This window comes from Cyanobium sp. Morenito 9A2 (genome assembly GCF_024345575.1).
Classification (GTDB): Bacteria; Cyanobacteriota; Cyanobacteriia; order PCC-6307; family Cyanobiaceae; genus ATX-6F1.
Map to the genome: position 1 here is coordinate 440,566 of NZ_JAGQBJ010000001.1, position 16,135 is coordinate 456,700.

The following is a 16,135-nucleotide window of genomic DNA, read 5'->3' on the forward strand; positions in this document are numbered from 1 at the left end:
ATTTTCACTTATCCCTGCGCCGATGTCGAAGCGTCATCCGGTCGTGTCCGTCACCGGTTCCTCCGGCGCCGGCACCAGCACCGTCAAAAAGGCCTTCGAGCACATCTTCAAGCGCGAGGGCATCACCCCAGCGGTGGTGGAGGGCGACAGCTACCACCGCTTCGAGCGCGGTCCGATGAAGGTGGCCATGGCAGAGGCCCTGGCCAAAGGAGAGAATTTCTCCCATTTCGGCCCTGAGGCCAACCTGTTCGACAAGCTCCAGGAGCTCTTCAAGACCTACGGCGAGACCGGCGGGGGCCAGAAGCGTTACTACCTGCATTCCCTCGACGAGGCTGCCGAGCACAATGCACGCCTGGGCACCAAGCTCGAGCCCGGCCAGTTCACCCCCTGGGAATCGCTCCCTGCTGACACCGACCTTCTCTTCTATGAGGGTCTCCATGGCGGTGTGGTTGGCGAGGGTTACGACCTGGCCTCGCTGGCCGACCTGCTCGTGGGTGTGGTGCCGATCGTGAACCTGGAGTGGATCCAGAAGATCTCCCGTGACAACGCCGAGCGGGGTTACTCCGCTGAGGCCACTGTGGATACGATCCTGCGCCGGATGCCGGATTACATCAACCACATCTGCCCGCAGTTCAGCCTCACGGACATCAATTTCCAGCGCATCCCCACGGTCGACACCTCCAATCCCTTCACGATCCGAAACATCCCCACCCCGGACGAATCTTTCGTGATTGTGCATTTCCGCAAGGGCGCCCGTGAGAAATGGGGAATTGATTTCCCCTATCTGCTCAAGATGATCACGGGCTCCTTCATGTCCAGCCCCACCTCGATCGTGGTGGGCGGCGGCAAGATGGGCTTTGCCATGGAGCTGATCCTCACCCCGATTATTCATAACCTGATCAAGGATCGGTAGATCCTCGGGCGGCGCACTAACCTGCGCCCAGTTGGTGGAACCGGTGAAACCGAATCCGATCACCACGCCATCGTTTGAGATCCGTGGGGCCGTTGGTCTGCCGCTGCCGTCCCTGCGCTTTGATCGCGTTGACAGTGGTCGGTTGATCTCTATGGCTCGCCGCCTTTACCTGCAGCATTTCGAGCACGGCCCTTGCGGCGGCGAGCCCCTGGGCATCGTCCTCAATCTGCAATCGGCCCAGGGCCGGGTGGTGTTCGAGCCGCCGGTGCTGCTGCCCGAGGAACAGTTTGTGGCCCTTGATTACATTCGCGGGGCTTCCACGCGCCCCCGGCACTCCCGTTCACCCGCTCGCCGCTGAATGGAGCCACCTGCGGTCGCCGCCTTTGACGTCGCGCTGATTGCGCCGGTGGCCGCCGTGCTGGGGGCCTGCGTCGGCAGCTTCTTGAACGTGGTGGCCTGGCGCGTGCCCCGGGGGGAGTCGATCATCTCCCCCCCCAGCCATTGCCCCCACTGCGGCACCCGCCTGCGCTGGTACGACAACCTGCCCCTTCTGGGTTGGCTGCTGCTGCGGGGCCGCTGCCGCCACTGCCACGGCCCGATCGCCGTGCGCTACCCCCTTGTGGAGCTGCTCAGCGCAGGGCTGTGGGTGGCTGTGGTGCTGGCGGTTCCCTCGGCCATGGGGGCGGCCGCCCCCTGGCTGCTGCTGGCGGCCGGCTGGGTGTTCGTCAGCTGGCTGGTGCCCCTGGTGCTCATCGACCTTGACCAGCTCTGGCTACCGGAACCTCTCTGCCGCTGGGGTGTGCTCCTGGGCTGGGCGGTGACCGCCGCCCTGGGCTTCAGCCAGGGGGAGGCGATCGGCCGCCAGCTCTTGCTCGATCACCTCATCGCCGCCGCCGTGGGTCTGCTCGCCTTTGAGGGGCTCAGCTGGCTGGCGCAGAAGGCGATGGGCCAGCCTGCCCTGGGGCTCGGTGACGCCAAGCTCACGGCCTTGCTGGGGGCCTGGTTGGGACTCACCGGCATGGGTCTGGCGGTGGCCCTTGCGGTGCTGGGCGGTGCGCTGCTGGGCAGCCTCGGGCGGCTCACGGGCCAGCTCAAACGCCACCAGCCCTTTCCTTTTGGCCCCTTTCTCGCCGCCGGCGCTGTGGCCCTCTGGTTCGGTGGCAACGGCTGGTGGCTGCGGCAGTTCGGCGAGCGCCTGGGCTTCGCCGGCGTTTAATGGCCTGATGATCCCCGGGGCTGCCCAACCGTGTCGCTGTTCGACTGGTTCGCCGATCGTCGCAAGACCATCCCCGTGGTGCGTGCCGCCCAGGAGGTCGAAGAAGGCGACGGCCTCTGGAGCAAGTGCCCCGAGTGCGGCCTGGTGGTCTACCGCAAGGATCTCATCGCCCATGCCAGCGTTTGCAGTGGTTGCGGGCACCACCACCGCATCCACAGCGACGAGCGCATCCGCCTGATCGCTGATCCCGGCAGCTTCGAGGTGCTTGACGGCGAGCTCACCCCCACCGATCCCCTGGTCTTCAAGGACCGCCGCAGCTACGCCGATCGTCTGCGAGACAGCCAGCGCAGCACCGGTCTCAAAGACGCCGTGGTCACCGGGCTCTGCCGCCTCGATGGTCTGCACCTTGCCCTCGGGGTGATGGATTTCCGCTTCATGGGCGGCTCCATGGGCTCGGTGGTGGGCGAGCGACTCACCCGGCTGATCGAGGAGGCCACGGCCCGCCGGATCCCGGTGGTGATCGTCTGCGCCTCCGGTGGCGCCCGCATGCAGGAGGGGATGCTCAGCCTGATGCAGATGGCCAAGATCTCCGGTGCCCTGCAGCACCATCGCCAGGCGGAACTGCTTTACATCCCCCTGCTCACCCACCCCACCACCGGGGGGGTCACGGCCAGCTTCGCCATGCTCGGTGACCTCATCTTGGCCGAACCGAAGGCCCTGATCGGCTTCGCCGGCCGGCGCGTGATCGAGCAGACCCTGCGGGAGCGCCTACCCGATGGCTTCCAGACCGCCGAGTATCTGCTGGAGCATGGCTTCGTCGATCACATCGTGCCGCGCACCCGCCTGCGCTCCACCCTGGCTGGGCTGCTGCGGCTGCATGGCTGCGCCGCCGCCGTACCGGCCTGACCCGGGGGGATCAACATGGTTCGCTTCCGGCCCACGACCCTGCTGGGCGCCCTGCTCGCGCTGATCCTCTCGATGGCTCTGCCCACTGGCCTGCTGGCGGGGCCGGTGGAGTGGATCTCGGTCGGCACCACGGCCGAGGGGGAGCAATGGTGGGATGCGGGCAGCCTGCGGGTGGGCCGTGGGGGCCAGCTCACGGTGCTGAGTCGTTTTCGCCCCGCAGCGGAGGGCGCCGCTGGCGAGGGTGATGGGGGGGGCCGGCCCAAGCCGGGCAGCCTCTACGTGATGGATCTGGACTGCGGCCAAGCGCTCTACCGCGACACCGCCATTGGCGGTTGGCACCAGTTCGGCGCCGAGTGGCAACCGGTCGGGGGCGATCCGTTGATTGCGGCGGTTCTGACGGCGGCCTGTGAAGCTGGTGCCCCCCTGCTGGCCGCCCGATGAGTCCCCCACCTGCAGCTGCGGCCCAGGCTTCCCCTGCGGCACCGTTGAAGGTGGCGGTGGCAGGATTGGGCTTCGGTGAGAAGGTGCATCTGGTCGCCCTGCGCGATCAGCCCCGCACCGAGCCGGTGGTCCTCTGGCACCCGCGCCCCGAGCGCCTGGAGGCCGCCTGCCGCGCCGCAGAGCTGCCCGGCCACAGCGATTTCGACGCCCTGCTGGCGGATCCGGGGATCGAGGCTGTGGTGATCGCCACGCCTCCGGCGGTGCGTTTCGATCTGGCGCGGCGGGCCCTCGAGGCCGGCAAGCACCTGCTGTTGGAGAAGCCCGCCGCCCTCCATGCCGACCAGGTGGAGGACCTGCGCCGCTTGGCCCTGGCCCGGCGCCTCTGCGTGGCGGTGAATTTCGAATACCGGGCCGTGCCCGTGTTCCAGCAGCTCAAGGCTCTCCTGGAGCAGGGGGTTCTGGGGATTCCCTATCTGGTGAAGCTCGATTGGCTGATGGGCAGTCGCAGTGACACCAGCCGTCCCTGGAACTGGTATTCCCAGCGCAGCGAAGGGGGCGGCGTGATCGGCTCCCTAGGGACCCACGCCTTCGACACGTTGCATTGGCTGATCGGACCCTCCCTGGAGCTCTCAGCCAGCACCCGGGTGGCGATCCCTGAGCGCCCCTTACCCGACCGATCGGGCCGTCGGGCGCCGGTCGATGCCGAGGACATCGCCCTGGCTCACCTCAGCCTGGAGGTGGCCCCTGGTCAGGCGGTGGCGGCCCAGATGAACCTGGCGGCCGTGACCCGTCGGGGCCGGGGCTACTGGATCGAGCTCTACGGCAGCCAGGCCACCCTCGTGCTGGGCTCCGACAACCAGTCCGACTACGTGCACGGCTTCCAGCTCTGGATCTCCCGAGGCGGAGAGCCCCTCCAACCCGTGCCCCCCGATCCGGCCCTCGCCTTTGCGCGCACCTGGATGGATGGACGCATCGCCCCGGTGCGGCGGCTCCAGGGCTGGTGGGCCGAGGCCGTGCGCGCCGATCGGCCGATGGTGCCGGGCCTGGCCGAGGCGGTCCAGAGCCAGCGCTGCTGCGATGCGACCCTGCGCTCGGCCGTCAGCGGTCTGCGGGAGCGGTTGGGCTGAGGGAGAGCCGGTCCCGGCCACGGAGCGTGCTTGCAGTGACGCGCTCGTCTGGGTTTCAAGGGGCATCCCCTAGACTCCCGACTAGCCCAGCACGGTCGGCGTTCAACGCCGTTCAGGCAACTCCGGCAACCCAGACAACCAAGGCATCGGGTGAACGTCGTTCACTCCGGCTGTCCTCTCCCTGTCGTCCCTTTTCCCCCTCGAGGTTTCTTCCCATGGCGCTCGTTCCGCTTCGGCTGCTGCTCGACCATGCCGCAGAGAACGGCTATGGCATCCCGGCCTTCAACGTCAACAACCTGGAACAGGTGCAATCGATCATGGAGGCGGCCTCTGAGACCGACAGCCCCGTCATCCTGCAGGCCTCCCGCGGCGCCCGTCAGTACGCCGGTGAGAACTTTCTGCGCCACCTGATCCTGGCGGCGGTGGAAACGTACCCCGACATCCCGGTGGTGATGCACCAGGACCACGGCAACAGCCCCGCCACCTGCTTCGGGGCCGCCGCCAACGGTTTCACCTCCGTGATGATGGACGGTTCCCTCGAAGCTGACGCCAAGACCCCCGCCAGCTACGAGTACAACGTGGCCGTCACCAAGGAAGTGGTGGATGTGGCCCATGCCATCGGCGTGAGCGTCGAAGGCGAACTGGGCTGCCTGGGCTCCCTGGAGACCGGCAAGGGTGAGGCCGAGGACGGCCACGGCTTCGAAGGCGCCCTCTCCCACGATCAGCTGCTCACCGATCCGGCCGAGGCGGCCGACTTCGTCGCCAAGACCAAGGTGGACGCCCTGGCGATCGCCATCGGCACCAGCCACGGCGCCTACAAATTCACCCGCAAGCCCACCGGTGAGGTGCTCGCGATCTCCCGGATCGCGGAGATTCACAAGGCCCTCCCCAACACCCACCTGGTGATGCACGGCTCCTCCTCCGTGCCCCAGGAATGGCTGGACATGATCAACAAGTACGGCGGCGCAATCCCTGAAACCTACGGGGTGCCCGTCGAGGAGATCCAGGAAGGCATCCGCAACGGTGTGCGCAAGATCAACATCGACACTGACAACCGCCTGGCCTTCACAGCGGCTGTGCGTGAAGCCGCCTTCAAGGATCCCTCCAACTTCGACCCCCGCCACTTCAACAAGCCCGCCCGGGCCTACATGAAGCAGGTCTGCCTCGATCGCTACCAGCAGTTCTGGTGTGCCGGCAACGCCAGCAAGATCAAGCAGCAGAACATCAACTACTACGCCGAGCTCTATGCCAAGGGTGCCCTCGATTCGAAGACCGCGGTGGCCGTCTGAGTCCGTGACCCAGCCCAAGCTGCGTTTCAGGGGCCTTCGGGCCCCTTTTTCATGGTGCCAGTGGTCGCTTCAGGGCGCAGGGTTGACAGGTGTGGCCGCCTGCTGAGGGGCTGGGAATCCTCGGCCCCCAGGGGCCTTGAGCCCCACCAGCCGGGCGAGGGCGACCTCCAGACTGCGCTCCATCACGAAACGCCGGCCGTCGGTCACCACCACTCTGACCAGGGTGGGGAAATTCGTGGATTTGGAGCGGAGATAGATCGGCTCGACATAGAGCAAGCCTTCGCCCACAGGCAGCACCAGGATGTTGCCGCGGACCAGCTGGGAGCCGCCGACCCTGCCCCAGAGGCCAAACTGAAGGCTGATCTGTGGGTCCTGGGCGATCAGCGAGGTGATCTGCTCCGGGCCCAGCAGCAGGCGTTGCTGCGGGAATCGCACCAGCACCAGCTCGTCGTAATTCGGAGGATCATTGCGGGCGGCCAGCCAGCCCACCAGGTTCGAGCGCTTCAGCGGTGAGAAGGGGAGCAGCAACACGAACTCCGGCTTCACTTCCCCCGGCAGTTGCAAGGTGGCGTGATACGGCTGCACCGGAACGGTCTTGGAGTCATAGATCTCCGAAGGCACCGCCCATTCATCCTCGCGGTTGTAGAACGTCCGCACGTCGGTGACGTGATAGCGGAGCAGCCGCTCCGATTGAATCGTGAACTGACTGATCGGCACTCGGATGTGCTTCAGCAAGGGCTTGGGCATCGCCTGAAGCGGTCGGAACAGCTCAGGGAAGGCCCTCTGCCAGGTGCGAAGAATCGGATCGGAGGCATCGCTCACGTAGAGCCAGACCCGTCCGTCGTGGGCATCCACCACGGCCTTGACGGGATTGCGGAAGTAGCGAATCCCATTGGTATTGGCCTCGCTGTAGGGGTAGCTGCGGCTGGTGGTGAAGCCGTCGAGCATCCAGTACTGGTGCTGTCCGGGGCGATGGCCCGGGCTGTCCTTCAGCTCAGCGGTGACGAGATACGGTTCGCTTTCGAAACCCAGGAATGGGGCCAGGGCCCGGAGGCGCTCCTTCACCTGCCGTCTCAGCAGCAGCAGCGATCGGGGCGTGAAGGATCCGCTGAACAGCACACGGGGCTCCCCCAGGTACGCGGCGGCCTTGAAGCGATGCCAGGCATTGCCCAGTCCGACTCCCAGTTCTCCCTCGAAGTGGTTCCAGAAGTTCAGTTCCCCGTCGGGGTAATCGAACTCCTCCACCTTGGTGGGCGCAATCGCATAGGGAGCGGGAGCCGATCCGTAATAGATGCGGGGGCGGCCCACCGGGAAAGCCCCTTCGGCACTGGCGTTACTGATGCCCAGCGCAGCGTTCCCCTGCACCCGCAGGCTCCTGCCCAGATCTTTCACAAAGAACGAGGGCAGGCCATCGGAGCCGAAGGTGTTCACCGGGGACACAGTGAAGCCGTAGCCATGGGTGAAGACCAGATGCCGGTTCAACCAGGTGCGTGACCCCGTCGGCAGGGCGCTCGGGTCGATTTCCCGGGCGGCGATCAGCACCTGCTGGGACGCTGTGACCCGGGCTGGATCGCCCAGCAGGTAGCGATCCACCGCCGCTGAGGGGAAGCTGTAGTAGAGCCGCAATTGCTGGAGCTGGCGGTTGGCGGCCAGCAGGGGCCTGCTGTCCCAGAGGCGGATGTTGGCCAGGGTGCCCGGGGCCTTGGCCAGGTCTGCGGCGGTGAGGGCCTGGCGTGGGGCCAAGGTCATCTCCCGCAGCCGCTCAAGACCGAAGGCACGGCGGGTGGCGCGGATGCTGCGGCGCAGATAGGGCGTCTCCACCAGCAGCTCCCGGGGTTCCACCCAGAGGCGCTGGACCAGCGGTGCCACCAGAAATTCGGCGACCGGCAGCAGCAGGGCCGTCCCCACCAGGGGCAACAGGATGAGCCGCCGCAGCCAGTGCCGGCGCATCGGCACCACCAGTCCGAGAGCCGTGAACAACAGCAACAGGGCCAGCAGCAGCCGCAGGGGGAGGCGCACATGCAGGTCGACGAAGCCCGCACCGGCGGCCACGCCGTTGCCCTGCACCATCAGATCGAAGGGGCTGAGCGCCGCACTGATCGCTGCCACGACGGCCAGCACGGCGACCTGGGGCTGGAGCACCGCCTTCTGCTCCAGGCTCAGTCCAACAAAGCGCAGATCACTAACGGTGCTGCCCTCGGTGAAGGTGAGCCAGAGGCAGCCCGCCAGCCCCACGGTCGCCTGGGCGAAGAGAACGCTGAGCAAGAGCCGTAGGGCTGGCAGCTGCAGCACCGTGAAGCTGAGATCAAACCCGGTGAGCGGATCCCCTTCACCAAAGGGCACGGCCAGCAGGGCTGGAACCCAGAGGCTCCAGCCCCGGGCCAGGGCAGAGGCCGACCCCACCAGGGCCGCTCCCATGAGCAGCCGCAGGGTGGTGAGGGGCCAGAGGAGCAGTGGGATCAGCAGAGCAGCACCAAGCCCGATCACCAGCGGAGGGGAAAGATCGGCGAAGACGGGAAATCCACTGATCACATCCCCGCTGAACGGCGCCGCAATCAACCCCCTGGCCTGGACCTCCAGGTAGGAGAGGCCTCCGACCAGCAGGATCAGCAGCACGGCCTGAACGGCCACAAGGGGGACTGGATCGAGCCGGAGCAGGGAATCGGGTGGCAGGATTTTCGAGCCTGCCCTCTGGCGAAGATTCCAGCAGCGCTGAAGTTGCTGGAGTTGGAGTGGGATCCCGAGCCCCATGACCACCAGAAAGGCGACCAGCTGTAGGAGCCAGCGGCGCAGCACCACCGACTCGAAGCCGAATTGGCCGAACCATTCCCACTCGATGGACAGCCGCGACAGAAGGACAGCCGCGGGCGCGACGACAAGCAGTCCCAGGGCCGTGGCAACCCACGGGAACGGCCGGCGAAAGGGACGAAAAGCCACGGCGTGAGGCTAGTTCGCGTCACCCGGGGCGCAAGGGTCAACCAGGCCTCGCTAAACCCGACTAAAATGATCGGCTATTTAGGACCAGGCGAGAGAGCGCTGCTAGCTTCATGGAACTCAGCCTCCGGGATGTGACCGCCACCCTCTCCCGAGCCACCTTCACGGGCCTGCGCTGCAAGGAGTGCGGCCATCCCTACGAAGCAACCGCTCGCCATGTCTGCGAAGACGTCTGCTTTGGCCCCCTGGAGGTCGTTTACGACTACGACGCGATCCGCGCCCGGGTCAGCCGCGCCTCGATCGAAGCCGGTCCCGCCTCGATCTGGCGCTACCGCGAGTTCTTGCCGATTGAGGGCGATCCCATCGATGTCGGCACCGGCTTCACGCCCTTGCTGCGCGCCAACCGCCTCGCCCGCCGTTTGGGTCTCAAAAAGCTCTACATCAAGAATGACGGCGTGAACTCGCCCACCCTCTCCTTCAAGGACCGGGTGGTCTCTGTGGCACTCACCCGCGCCCGGGAGCTGGGTTTCTCCACGGTGAGCTGCGCCTCCACCGGCAACCTGGCCAACTCCACCGCCGCCATCGCTGCCCACGCGGGTCTTGAGTGCTGCGTGTTCATCCCCTCCGATCTGGAGCTGGGCAAGGTGCTGGGCACCTTGATCTACAACCCCACCTTGATGGCGGTGAAAGGCAACTACGACCAGGTGAACCGTCTCTGCTCCGAAGTGGCCAACACCTACGGCTGGGGTTTCGTGAACATCAACCTGCGCCCCTACTACTCCGAAGGCTCCAAAACCCTGGGCTACGAGGTGATCGAGCAACTGGGCTGGCAGCTCCCTGATCACATCGTCGCTCCGTTGGCCTCGGGCTCCCTGTTCACCAAGATCCGCAAGGGCTTCGATGAGTTCATCAAGGTGGGCCTCGTTGACGAGAAGCCCGTGCGCTTCAGCGGTGCCCAGGCGGAGGGCTGCAGCCCCATTGCCCAGGCCTTCGCCGAGGGGCGTGATTTCATCACGCCGGTGAAGCCCAACACCATTGCCAAATCGATCGCCATCGGCAACCCCGCTGATGGCGCCTACGCCCTCGACATCGCCAGCCGCACAGGCGGCTCGATTGCCGCGGTCAGTGACGCGGAGATCGTGGCTGGGATCCAGCTCCTGGCGGAAACCGAAGGAGTGTTCACGGAAACAGCCGGCGGCACCACCATCGCCGTGCTCAAGAAGTTGGTGGAGGAGGGCAAGATCGATCCGGAGGAGACCACCGTCGCTTACATCACCGGCAACGGCCTCAAGACCACCGAGGCGATCACCTCCGTCGTGGGTGAACCGCTCACGATTGAACCGCAACTGGGCAGTTTCAACGCCGCCTGGGAGCGTGCCCAGTCCCTGCAGCGCGCCTCCTGGGAGCAAGTCACCTCCTGAAGGCCTTTGGGCCAGGCGCCCCAGCCTTGGCGCCCTTGAGCCGATTCCCCCCTAGATCCTTCCCAACCTTTTCCCATGGCCGTTCAGGTTCTGATCCCCACTCCGCTGCAGAAATACACCGCTGACCAGGCCAATGTGGCGATCGAGGCCAGCGATGTTGACGGGCTGATTCAGGCCCTCGCGGTGACCTTCCCCGGCATCCAGGAGCGGCTCACCGATGAGAACGGCAAGTTGCGCCGCTTTCTGAACATCTACGTCAACAGTGAAGACATTCGTTTTCTCGACAACCAATCCACCCCCTTGAACGATGGCGACGAAGTGAGCATCGTCCCGGCGGTGGCCGGCGGCTGAAAGCTGACCCGGGTCGAACCACCGAGGCCCCCAGCCGTGTCAGGGGGTCATCGTCTCCACTGCTTCAGCCGTCCGCCCCGGCCCCAGGGCCAATAGGCTCAGGTCCTCTCAAGCGGCTGGATCAATGACCCAGGCACCCCAGGCAACTATTGCAGGGTCTGTCGCCTGCCCGGGGAGCGCCAAGGCCCTGGTGTTCGATTACCGCCAGGCCGCCAATCCGATCCGCCACGGCCTCACCGAGCCGATGCGCGAGCACGGCTGGGGCCCATCACTCCATGCCCAGGGGCCCACGGCGGTGCTGCCCCTGGACCTCAGCGCCGAGCTGGGGTGCGGTGGCCCGGCCACCAGCCCCGCCCTGTCGGCGAACTTCATCCGTATTCTCGCCGGGGAGGCGATCGAGGCCAGCGCCAACGCCACCAGCCAACTCTTCTACGTCTGGCGTGGGGCCGGCAGTTGCCGGCGTCCAGCGGCTGTCCTCGGAGCGGAGGTCAACCAGCCCTGGAACGCGGGCGATCTGTTCGTGCTGCCCGCCGGTGGACCTGCCCGACTGGAGGCCACTGCCGAGAGCACGATTTATTGGGTCCATGACGGTCCGCTGCTGAACTTCCTCGGGGTCGCGGCCACGGATCCGCGCTTTGAGCCCACCCACTACCCGGGTCCCTGGCTGCGGCAGGAGCTGGAGACCCTGGCCGCCGATCCCTCCAGCGCCCGCAGCAACCGCCTCAGCCTGCTGCTGGCCAACCGCGACCTGCCCGCCAGCCGCACCGTGACCCACACCCTCTGGGCCATGCTCGGCCTGGTGCCCGCCGGGGCAGTTCAACCCCCCCATCGCCACCAGTCGGTGGCCCTGGATCTGGTGATCGACTGTGACCCTGGCTGCGCGACGCTCTCGGGTTCGGAGCTCAATGGGGACGGCACGATCCGCAACCCCGTGCGTATGGACTGGGAGCCAGGAGCCGCCTTTGTGACCCCCCCCGGCCTCTGGCACTCCCACGTGAACGAGAGCGGCAGAAGCTCGATGCTCCTGCCGATCCAGGACGCCGGCCTGCACACCTACCTGCGCAGCCTCGACATCCGTTTCAGCTGAGTCCAACCGTCGCTGAACAGGGTTGGAGCCTCAGATCACCGCAGCGATGGTTTCGCTGCCAGTGCTCCCGCTGGATTGATCCTCCTCCCGAGCGCCCGCAGCGTTGACAATGCCACGGAACTCCTCGCCATCGAGGGTTTCCTGTTCAATCAGTCGCTCCACCAGTTCATCCATCAACTGCCGCCGTGGCTTGAGCATGGCCACCGCCTCATCGAGAGCCTGCTGGGCCAGGTCGCGCACCTGGTCATCGATCTGGCGTCCGGTGCTGTCGGCATAGTGGGGGCGAGATTGGAGCAGATCGCGGCCAATGAAGATCTCACCACCGCCCCCTTCGAGCGCCACGGGCCCGAGGCTGGAGAACCCGTAGCGGGTGACCATCTCACGGCAGATGCGGGTGACCATCTGCAGGTCCCCGGAGGCCCCCTGGGTCACCTCGTTGGGTCCGAACACCACCAACTCCGCCGCCCGTCCCCCCATGGCCACCACGAGCCGTGCCCGCAGGTAAGCCTTGCTGATCAGACCGGAATCGAGAATTTCCTCGTCGGGGGTGGTGCGGGCGAAGCCCCCCACACCACCGGCCCGGGGCAACAGGGTGACTTTGTCGAGCTTGTCGGCGTGAGGCACCAAGGTGGTGAGCAGGGCGTGGCCCACCTCGTGGTAGGCGATCAGGCGCTTCTTGGCGCTGTCCTGCAGCGGCGCCACGGTCAGGCCCATGGTGATGCGCTCGAGGGCGTCATTGAGCGCCCCGTCGTCGATGCTGCTCCTGTGCCGACGGGCGGTGAGGATGGCGGCCTCGTTGAGCAGATTGGAGAGATCGGCTCCGGAGAAGCCCGGGGTGTGCACAGCCCAGCGGGCCAGTGAAACCTCCGGGTCGAGGGGGCGGGTGCGGGCGTGCACCGCCAGGATCGCTTCGCGCCCACGGCGGTCGGGGAGGTCTACGGTGATCTGACGATCAAAGCGGCCCGGACGCAGCAGGGCGGAATCCAGCACATCGGCGCGGTTGGTGGCTGCCAGCAGGATCACCCCCGAGTTCTCCTCGAAGCCATCCATCTCTGTGAGCAGTTGGTTGAGGGTTTGTTCACGCTCGTCGTTGCCGCCGCCGATGCCGGCTCCGCGCTGGCGCCCCACCGCATCAATCTCATCGATGAAGATGATGCAGGGCGCTTTTTCCTTGGCCTTCCGGAACAGGTCGCGCACCCGGCTGGCCCCCACGCCCACGAACAACTCGACGAATTCCGAGGCGGCCATCGAGAAGAACGGCACCCCGGCCTCGCCGGCGATCGCCCGGGCCAGCAGGGTCTTGCCGGTGCCGGGCGGTCCCACCAGCAACACACCCTTGGGGATCTTGGCGCCGATGGAGGTGAAGCGCTCGGGCTCCTTCAAGAAGGTGACCACCTCCTGAAGTTCCGCCTTCGCTTCGTTGATGCCGGCGACGTCCTCGAAGCGAACGCTCACACTGCCCTCGGGCTGCACCCGGGGCTGGCTGCGGCCAAAGCCCATGGCCTTGTTGGCCACCTGGGCCGAACGGCGGATCAGCAGGGTCAGTCCGCCCAGCAACAGGGCCACAAGCAGCAGATTGGCCACCAGGCCGGCGGTGGCGTCGTCCTGGCGGCTGTCCCGCACCGTGAGCGGCACGCGGGCCTCCTGGGAGGTGCGCAGGAGTTGCTGGTCATTGTCGAAGACAGCAACGGAGGCGGTACTCCCGTCTTTGAATGTGACCTGCGCTTCACGTTGGCGCACGGAGAGTTCCAGGCTCTTGACGTTGCCGGCCTTGATGTCGGCGAGCAGCTGGCTGTAGCTGGGGCCCGCGGGGGCCTTGAGGCCCAGGTCCTGGAGCAGGGAGGAATGGCTGGAGGACCGGAGGGGTTGCGCAGCGGTGCTGGACGCGGGTGGTTGTGCCGGTTCCACCGAGCCGCTGCTGGTTTTGGGAGGGTCAGCCTGGGGCTTGGGGGCGACGGATTGGGGGGGCGCCGCTGGGGTGATCGCTTCGGCCCCCGGGGGCGCGGGTGCCGGGACGGCCGCGGCCACGGGGACCGCGATTGCCGCCGGAGGAAGGCTCGTGCTCACTGGGCTTGACCGCTGGCCACACCTTAGCGATTTGACGAATGGCAGGGTCGCGGCGCAGGATCATTGTTTGGCAGAGCGAGTGGGATGGCTGTTCCCAAGAAGAAAACCTCCAAGGGCAAGCGCAACCAGCGCCACGCCCATTGGAAGGCCAAGGCCGGTGTGGCGGCCCAGAAGGCCCTTTCCATTGGTAAGGCCGTGCTGAGCGGCCGCGCTCAGGGCTTCATTTACCCGATCGCTGAGGTCGAGGAGGAAAGCGAAAGCTGAGCGAGGGCAGAGGGGGCCTCAGCCCCAGTGCCACTCCAGGGGCAGCGGCGCTGGCGATCAATCAGGGCCACACCCTCGGCCTTCCCCAGCAGCGGGTCTTGGTAGAGCGACGGCGGTAACGAACCGAGACTGGCCCGCACCAAAGCTTCCACGTTTGCTGGCGTGAGTCCGGACCCGGGGTAACGGCGCCGTTGCTGCGCTTCGGCCTGAAGGCGCCAGCGCCGGGGGCAGGTCCAATCAACGGGTCGCAGAATCCAGAGGGTGTCAAGGTGCTCCCAGAGGGGGCCGTAGTCTCCCAGGGCCTGATTCCAGCGCGGCAGCCAGTCCACCTCCGCCTCGGAGAGACCCAGGCCGGAGGCACCCCCCTGGGCGTGAACCATGGCCGTCAACTGGTCTTGGGGGATGGGCCGGCAGCCCAGCAGCCAGCCCTCAAGGAGCACGGCATCAGCACGCTGTTCGCTCCAGCCGCAGCGGTCACCTTCCCCGCCGCGCAAGGTTTTGTCGAAGCGGGGCAGGCGCAACAGCCCGCCCTGACGCCACTGGCCCAGGGCGGTGGTGAACACGTCGCTCCCATGGCTGCCAGGGGGCACCCGACCGACGCCGAAGGGATTACCTGTCAGCACCTTTTGCCGCTCCTCCCAGGGCAGGTAGGCATCGTCGATCGAGGCGATGGCCAGATGGATCCCCGCCTGGGCGGCCAGGGCCCGCAGCACCTGAGCCAGGGTGGATTTGCCCGCCCCCACGGGACCGTTCAGCCCGATCAGCACGGGAGGGCCCTCCCCCAGGCGCCGTTCCAGGACCGTCAGCAGGGGTAGCCATAGGTTCCACACCAGGCTGGGATGGGCGCGTTTCAGCGCCTCTTGCAGATCAAGATCTCCTGCGCGATGGGCGGTTTCCAGTCGTCGTCGCCCCAGCTTTCGCCACAGCACCTGATCCTCAACCCCGCAAGCCGCCAGCAGGGCCTCGGTGGTCATGAACCGAGCTTGAAGCCCTCCAGCACCACGGCATAGACCACGCCGATGCGCAGGTTGTCGCAGAGCACCCAGCCCAGACCTGGGTCCCCTTTGAGCCAGTGGCTGCGCAGCCTCACCACGGCCTCGATCAGCACCACCATTCCCAGCACCACCAGGGGGCGTTGGCCGATGCTCTGCAGGAAATAGCTGGTGAGGTTGCTGCCGGCGTAGTAGCCCAACAGCAGGGCCAGGATGGCCAGGCTGCGCTCTCGCCAGCGGCCCGCGAGACTGCCGAACAGCAGCCTTGCCAGACGCTCCTGAACCCGACTGAAGCGGGTGGGTTCCAGCGGAAGCCTGGTCATGGCATGGACATCAGCTGCTCCAGCCAAGAGAGCGTAATGAGCCCCTGCCGGCAAGCCGGACCACGCCGCACTGCGGCGGGGCGGCCCGGATCCCCCAGACCATCCACCACCCCCGTCGCCGCAGCGAAGCGTGCGATCGGCAGCGCGGCGCTGTCGATCCCCAGGGTGATCAGGCAGCGCAGACCGGCCGCCCTTGCCGCCCCCAGGCCATTGAGCGAATCCTCGATCGCCAGCACCCCATGGCCATCCGATCCCAGCTGCGCCAGCGCCAGCCGGTAGGCCTCGGGGTCGGGCTTCTTGCCCTGCACGTCTTCGCCACAGATCCAGAAGCTCAACGCACCGGCCAGCGTGCCGAGCAGCTGTTCCGCAAGCGCCTGCACCGAGTCCCGGCCACTGGTGGTGACGATGCCCTGGCGCAGGCCCGCCGCCGCCGCTGCCGCCATCAGCCGGCGGACCCCTGGCCGCAGCTGCAGTTCGCCGGCCTCCACAAGGGCGTGATAGTGCCCCTGCTTACGTGTCACCAGATCGTCGAGCCGTGATGGTTCGGGGGGCCGCCCTTCCCTCCGCTCCAGGTCATGGGCCAGGCGCTCACGTCCACCGCTCACGGTCAGCAGCTGCCGGTACGTGGTTTCGTCCCATTGCCAGCTCAGGCCGGCGTCGGTCATCGCTCGGTTGAAGGCGAGCCGGTGTCCCCCCTGCTCAGTCTCCGCGAGGGTCCCGTCCACGTCCCAGAGCAGGGCGCTCAGCGCACACCCGGGGGAACACTCAGGGGATGAAACCTGCATGGGTGCAGGCTAGGAGGTG

At 66.8% G+C, this 16,135-nt stretch carries 16 protein-coding genes; 11 read left to right on the forward strand and 5 right to left on the reverse strand.

Annotation, left to right across the window (positions count from 1 at the left end):
* The first annotated feature begins 22 nt into the window (after positions 1 to 22).
* The 7 genes from KBY88_RS02340 to fba all read left to right on the forward strand — a co-directional run bounded on the left by KBY88_RS02340 (position 23) and on the right by fba (position 5,892).
* Positions 23 to 913 carry a phosphoribulokinase gene (locus tag KBY88_RS02340; RefSeq protein WP_254938275.1) on the forward strand — a complete coding sequence of 297 codons (891 nt, stop codon included), beginning with the start codon at positions 23 to 25 and terminating at the stop codon, positions 911 to 913.
* Positions 914 to 956: 43 nt separating this feature from the next.
* Positions 957 to 1,271 carry a hypothetical protein gene (locus KBY88_RS02345; protein ID WP_254938276.1) on the forward strand — a complete coding sequence of 105 codons (315 nt, stop codon included), beginning with the start codon at positions 957 to 959 and terminating at the stop codon, positions 1,269 to 1,271.
* Positions 1,272 to 2,129 (forward strand): prepilin peptidase, encoded by an 858-nt coding sequence (locus KBY88_RS02350; RefSeq protein ID WP_254938277.1) that lies wholly within the window; start codon positions 1,272 to 1,274, stop codon positions 2,127 to 2,129.
* 30 nt (positions 2,130 to 2,159) lie between these two features.
* Positions 2,160 to 3,035 carry an acetyl-CoA carboxylase, carboxyltransferase subunit beta gene (accD, locus tag KBY88_RS02355; protein WP_254938278.1) on the forward strand — a complete coding sequence of 292 codons (876 nt, stop codon included), beginning with the start codon at positions 2,160 to 2,162 and terminating at the stop codon, positions 3,033 to 3,035.
* A 15-nt stretch (positions 3,036 to 3,050) separates the two neighbouring features.
* A complete protein-coding gene (locus KBY88_RS02360; protein ID WP_254938279.1) occupies positions 3,051 to 3,476 on the forward strand; it encodes a hypothetical protein in 426 nt (141 codons plus the stop codon).
* Positions 3,473 to 4,603 (forward strand): Gfo/Idh/MocA family protein, encoded by a 1,131-nt coding sequence (locus KBY88_RS02365; protein WP_254938280.1) that lies wholly within the window; start codon positions 3,473 to 3,475, stop codon positions 4,601 to 4,603. The genes KBY88_RS02360 and KBY88_RS02365 overlap by 4 nt, the downstream gene beginning before the upstream one ends.
* A 215-nt stretch (positions 4,604 to 4,818) precedes the next feature.
* Complete coding sequence (fba, locus tag KBY88_RS02370) at positions 4,819 to 5,892, forward strand: class II fructose-bisphosphate aldolase (RefSeq protein WP_254938281.1); 1,074 nt, start codon at positions 4,819 to 4,821, stop codon at positions 5,890 to 5,892.
* 69 nt (positions 5,893 to 5,961) lie between these two features.
* On the opposite strand, the gene KBY88_RS02375 is transcribed toward fba, so the two are convergent.
* Positions 5,962 to 8,829 (reverse strand): UPF0182 family protein, encoded by a 2,868-nt coding sequence (locus tag KBY88_RS02375; RefSeq protein WP_254938282.1) that lies wholly within the window; start codon positions 8,827 to 8,829, stop codon positions 5,962 to 5,964.
* Positions 8,830 to 8,939: 110 nt separating this feature from the next.
* On the opposite strand from KBY88_RS02375, the gene thrC reads away from it, so the two are divergent.
* From thrC to KBY88_RS02390, 3 genes are all read left to right on the forward strand, one after another.
* Positions 8,940 to 10,247, forward strand: coding sequence for a threonine synthase (gene thrC / locus KBY88_RS02380; RefSeq protein WP_254938283.1), 1,308 nt, complete (start codon positions 8,940 to 8,942; stop codon positions 10,245 to 10,247).
* Positions 10,248 to 10,322: 75 nt separating this feature from the next.
* Positions 10,323 to 10,598: a MoaD/ThiS family protein gene (locus KBY88_RS02385; protein WP_254938284.1), complete on the forward strand. Its 276-nt coding sequence runs from the start codon at positions 10,323 to 10,325 to the stop codon at positions 10,596 to 10,598.
* 124 nt (positions 10,599 to 10,722) lie between these two features.
* A complete protein-coding gene (locus KBY88_RS02390) occupies positions 10,723 to 11,685 on the forward strand; it encodes a cupin domain-containing protein (RefSeq protein WP_254938285.1) in 963 nt (320 codons plus the stop codon).
* 30 nt (positions 11,686 to 11,715) lie between these two features.
* Here the strand turns inward: KBY88_RS02390 and ftsH are convergent, their stop codons facing one another.
* The gene (gene ftsH / locus KBY88_RS02395; RefSeq protein WP_396102446.1) at positions 11,716 to 13,593 is read right to left on the reverse strand and encodes an ATP-dependent zinc metalloprotease FtsH; all 1,878 of its coding nucleotides are present in this window, start codon (positions 13,591 to 13,593) and stop codon (positions 11,716 to 11,718) included.
* A gap of 243 nt (positions 13,594 to 13,836) precedes the next feature.
* On the opposite strand from ftsH, the gene rpmF reads away from it, so the two are divergent.
* Positions 13,837 to 14,016: a 50S ribosomal protein L32 gene (gene rpmF, locus KBY88_RS02400; RefSeq protein WP_254938286.1), complete on the forward strand. Its 180-nt coding sequence runs from the start codon at positions 13,837 to 13,839 to the stop codon at positions 14,014 to 14,016.
* Here rpmF and KBY88_RS02405 read toward each other — a convergent pair.
* From KBY88_RS02405 to KBY88_RS02415, 3 genes are read right to left on the reverse strand one after another with little or no spacing between them, the layout of a single operon-like run.
* Entirely contained in the window at positions 13,977 to 14,990 is a 1,014-nt protein-coding gene (locus KBY88_RS02405; RefSeq protein ID WP_254938287.1) for a hypothetical protein, read from the reverse strand. The genes rpmF and KBY88_RS02405 overlap by 40 nt on opposite strands.
* A complete protein-coding gene (locus KBY88_RS02410) occupies positions 14,987 to 15,331 on the reverse strand; it encodes a DUF565 domain-containing protein (protein WP_254938288.1) in 345 nt (114 codons plus the stop codon). The genes KBY88_RS02405 and KBY88_RS02410 overlap by 4 nt, the downstream gene beginning before the upstream one ends.
* Entirely contained in the window at positions 15,328 to 16,116 is a 789-nt protein-coding gene (locus tag KBY88_RS02415) for an HAD-IA family hydrolase (protein ID WP_254938289.1), read from the reverse strand. The genes KBY88_RS02410 and KBY88_RS02415 overlap by 4 nt, the downstream gene beginning before the upstream one ends.
* Between the last annotated feature and the right edge of the window lie 19 nt (positions 16,117 to 16,135).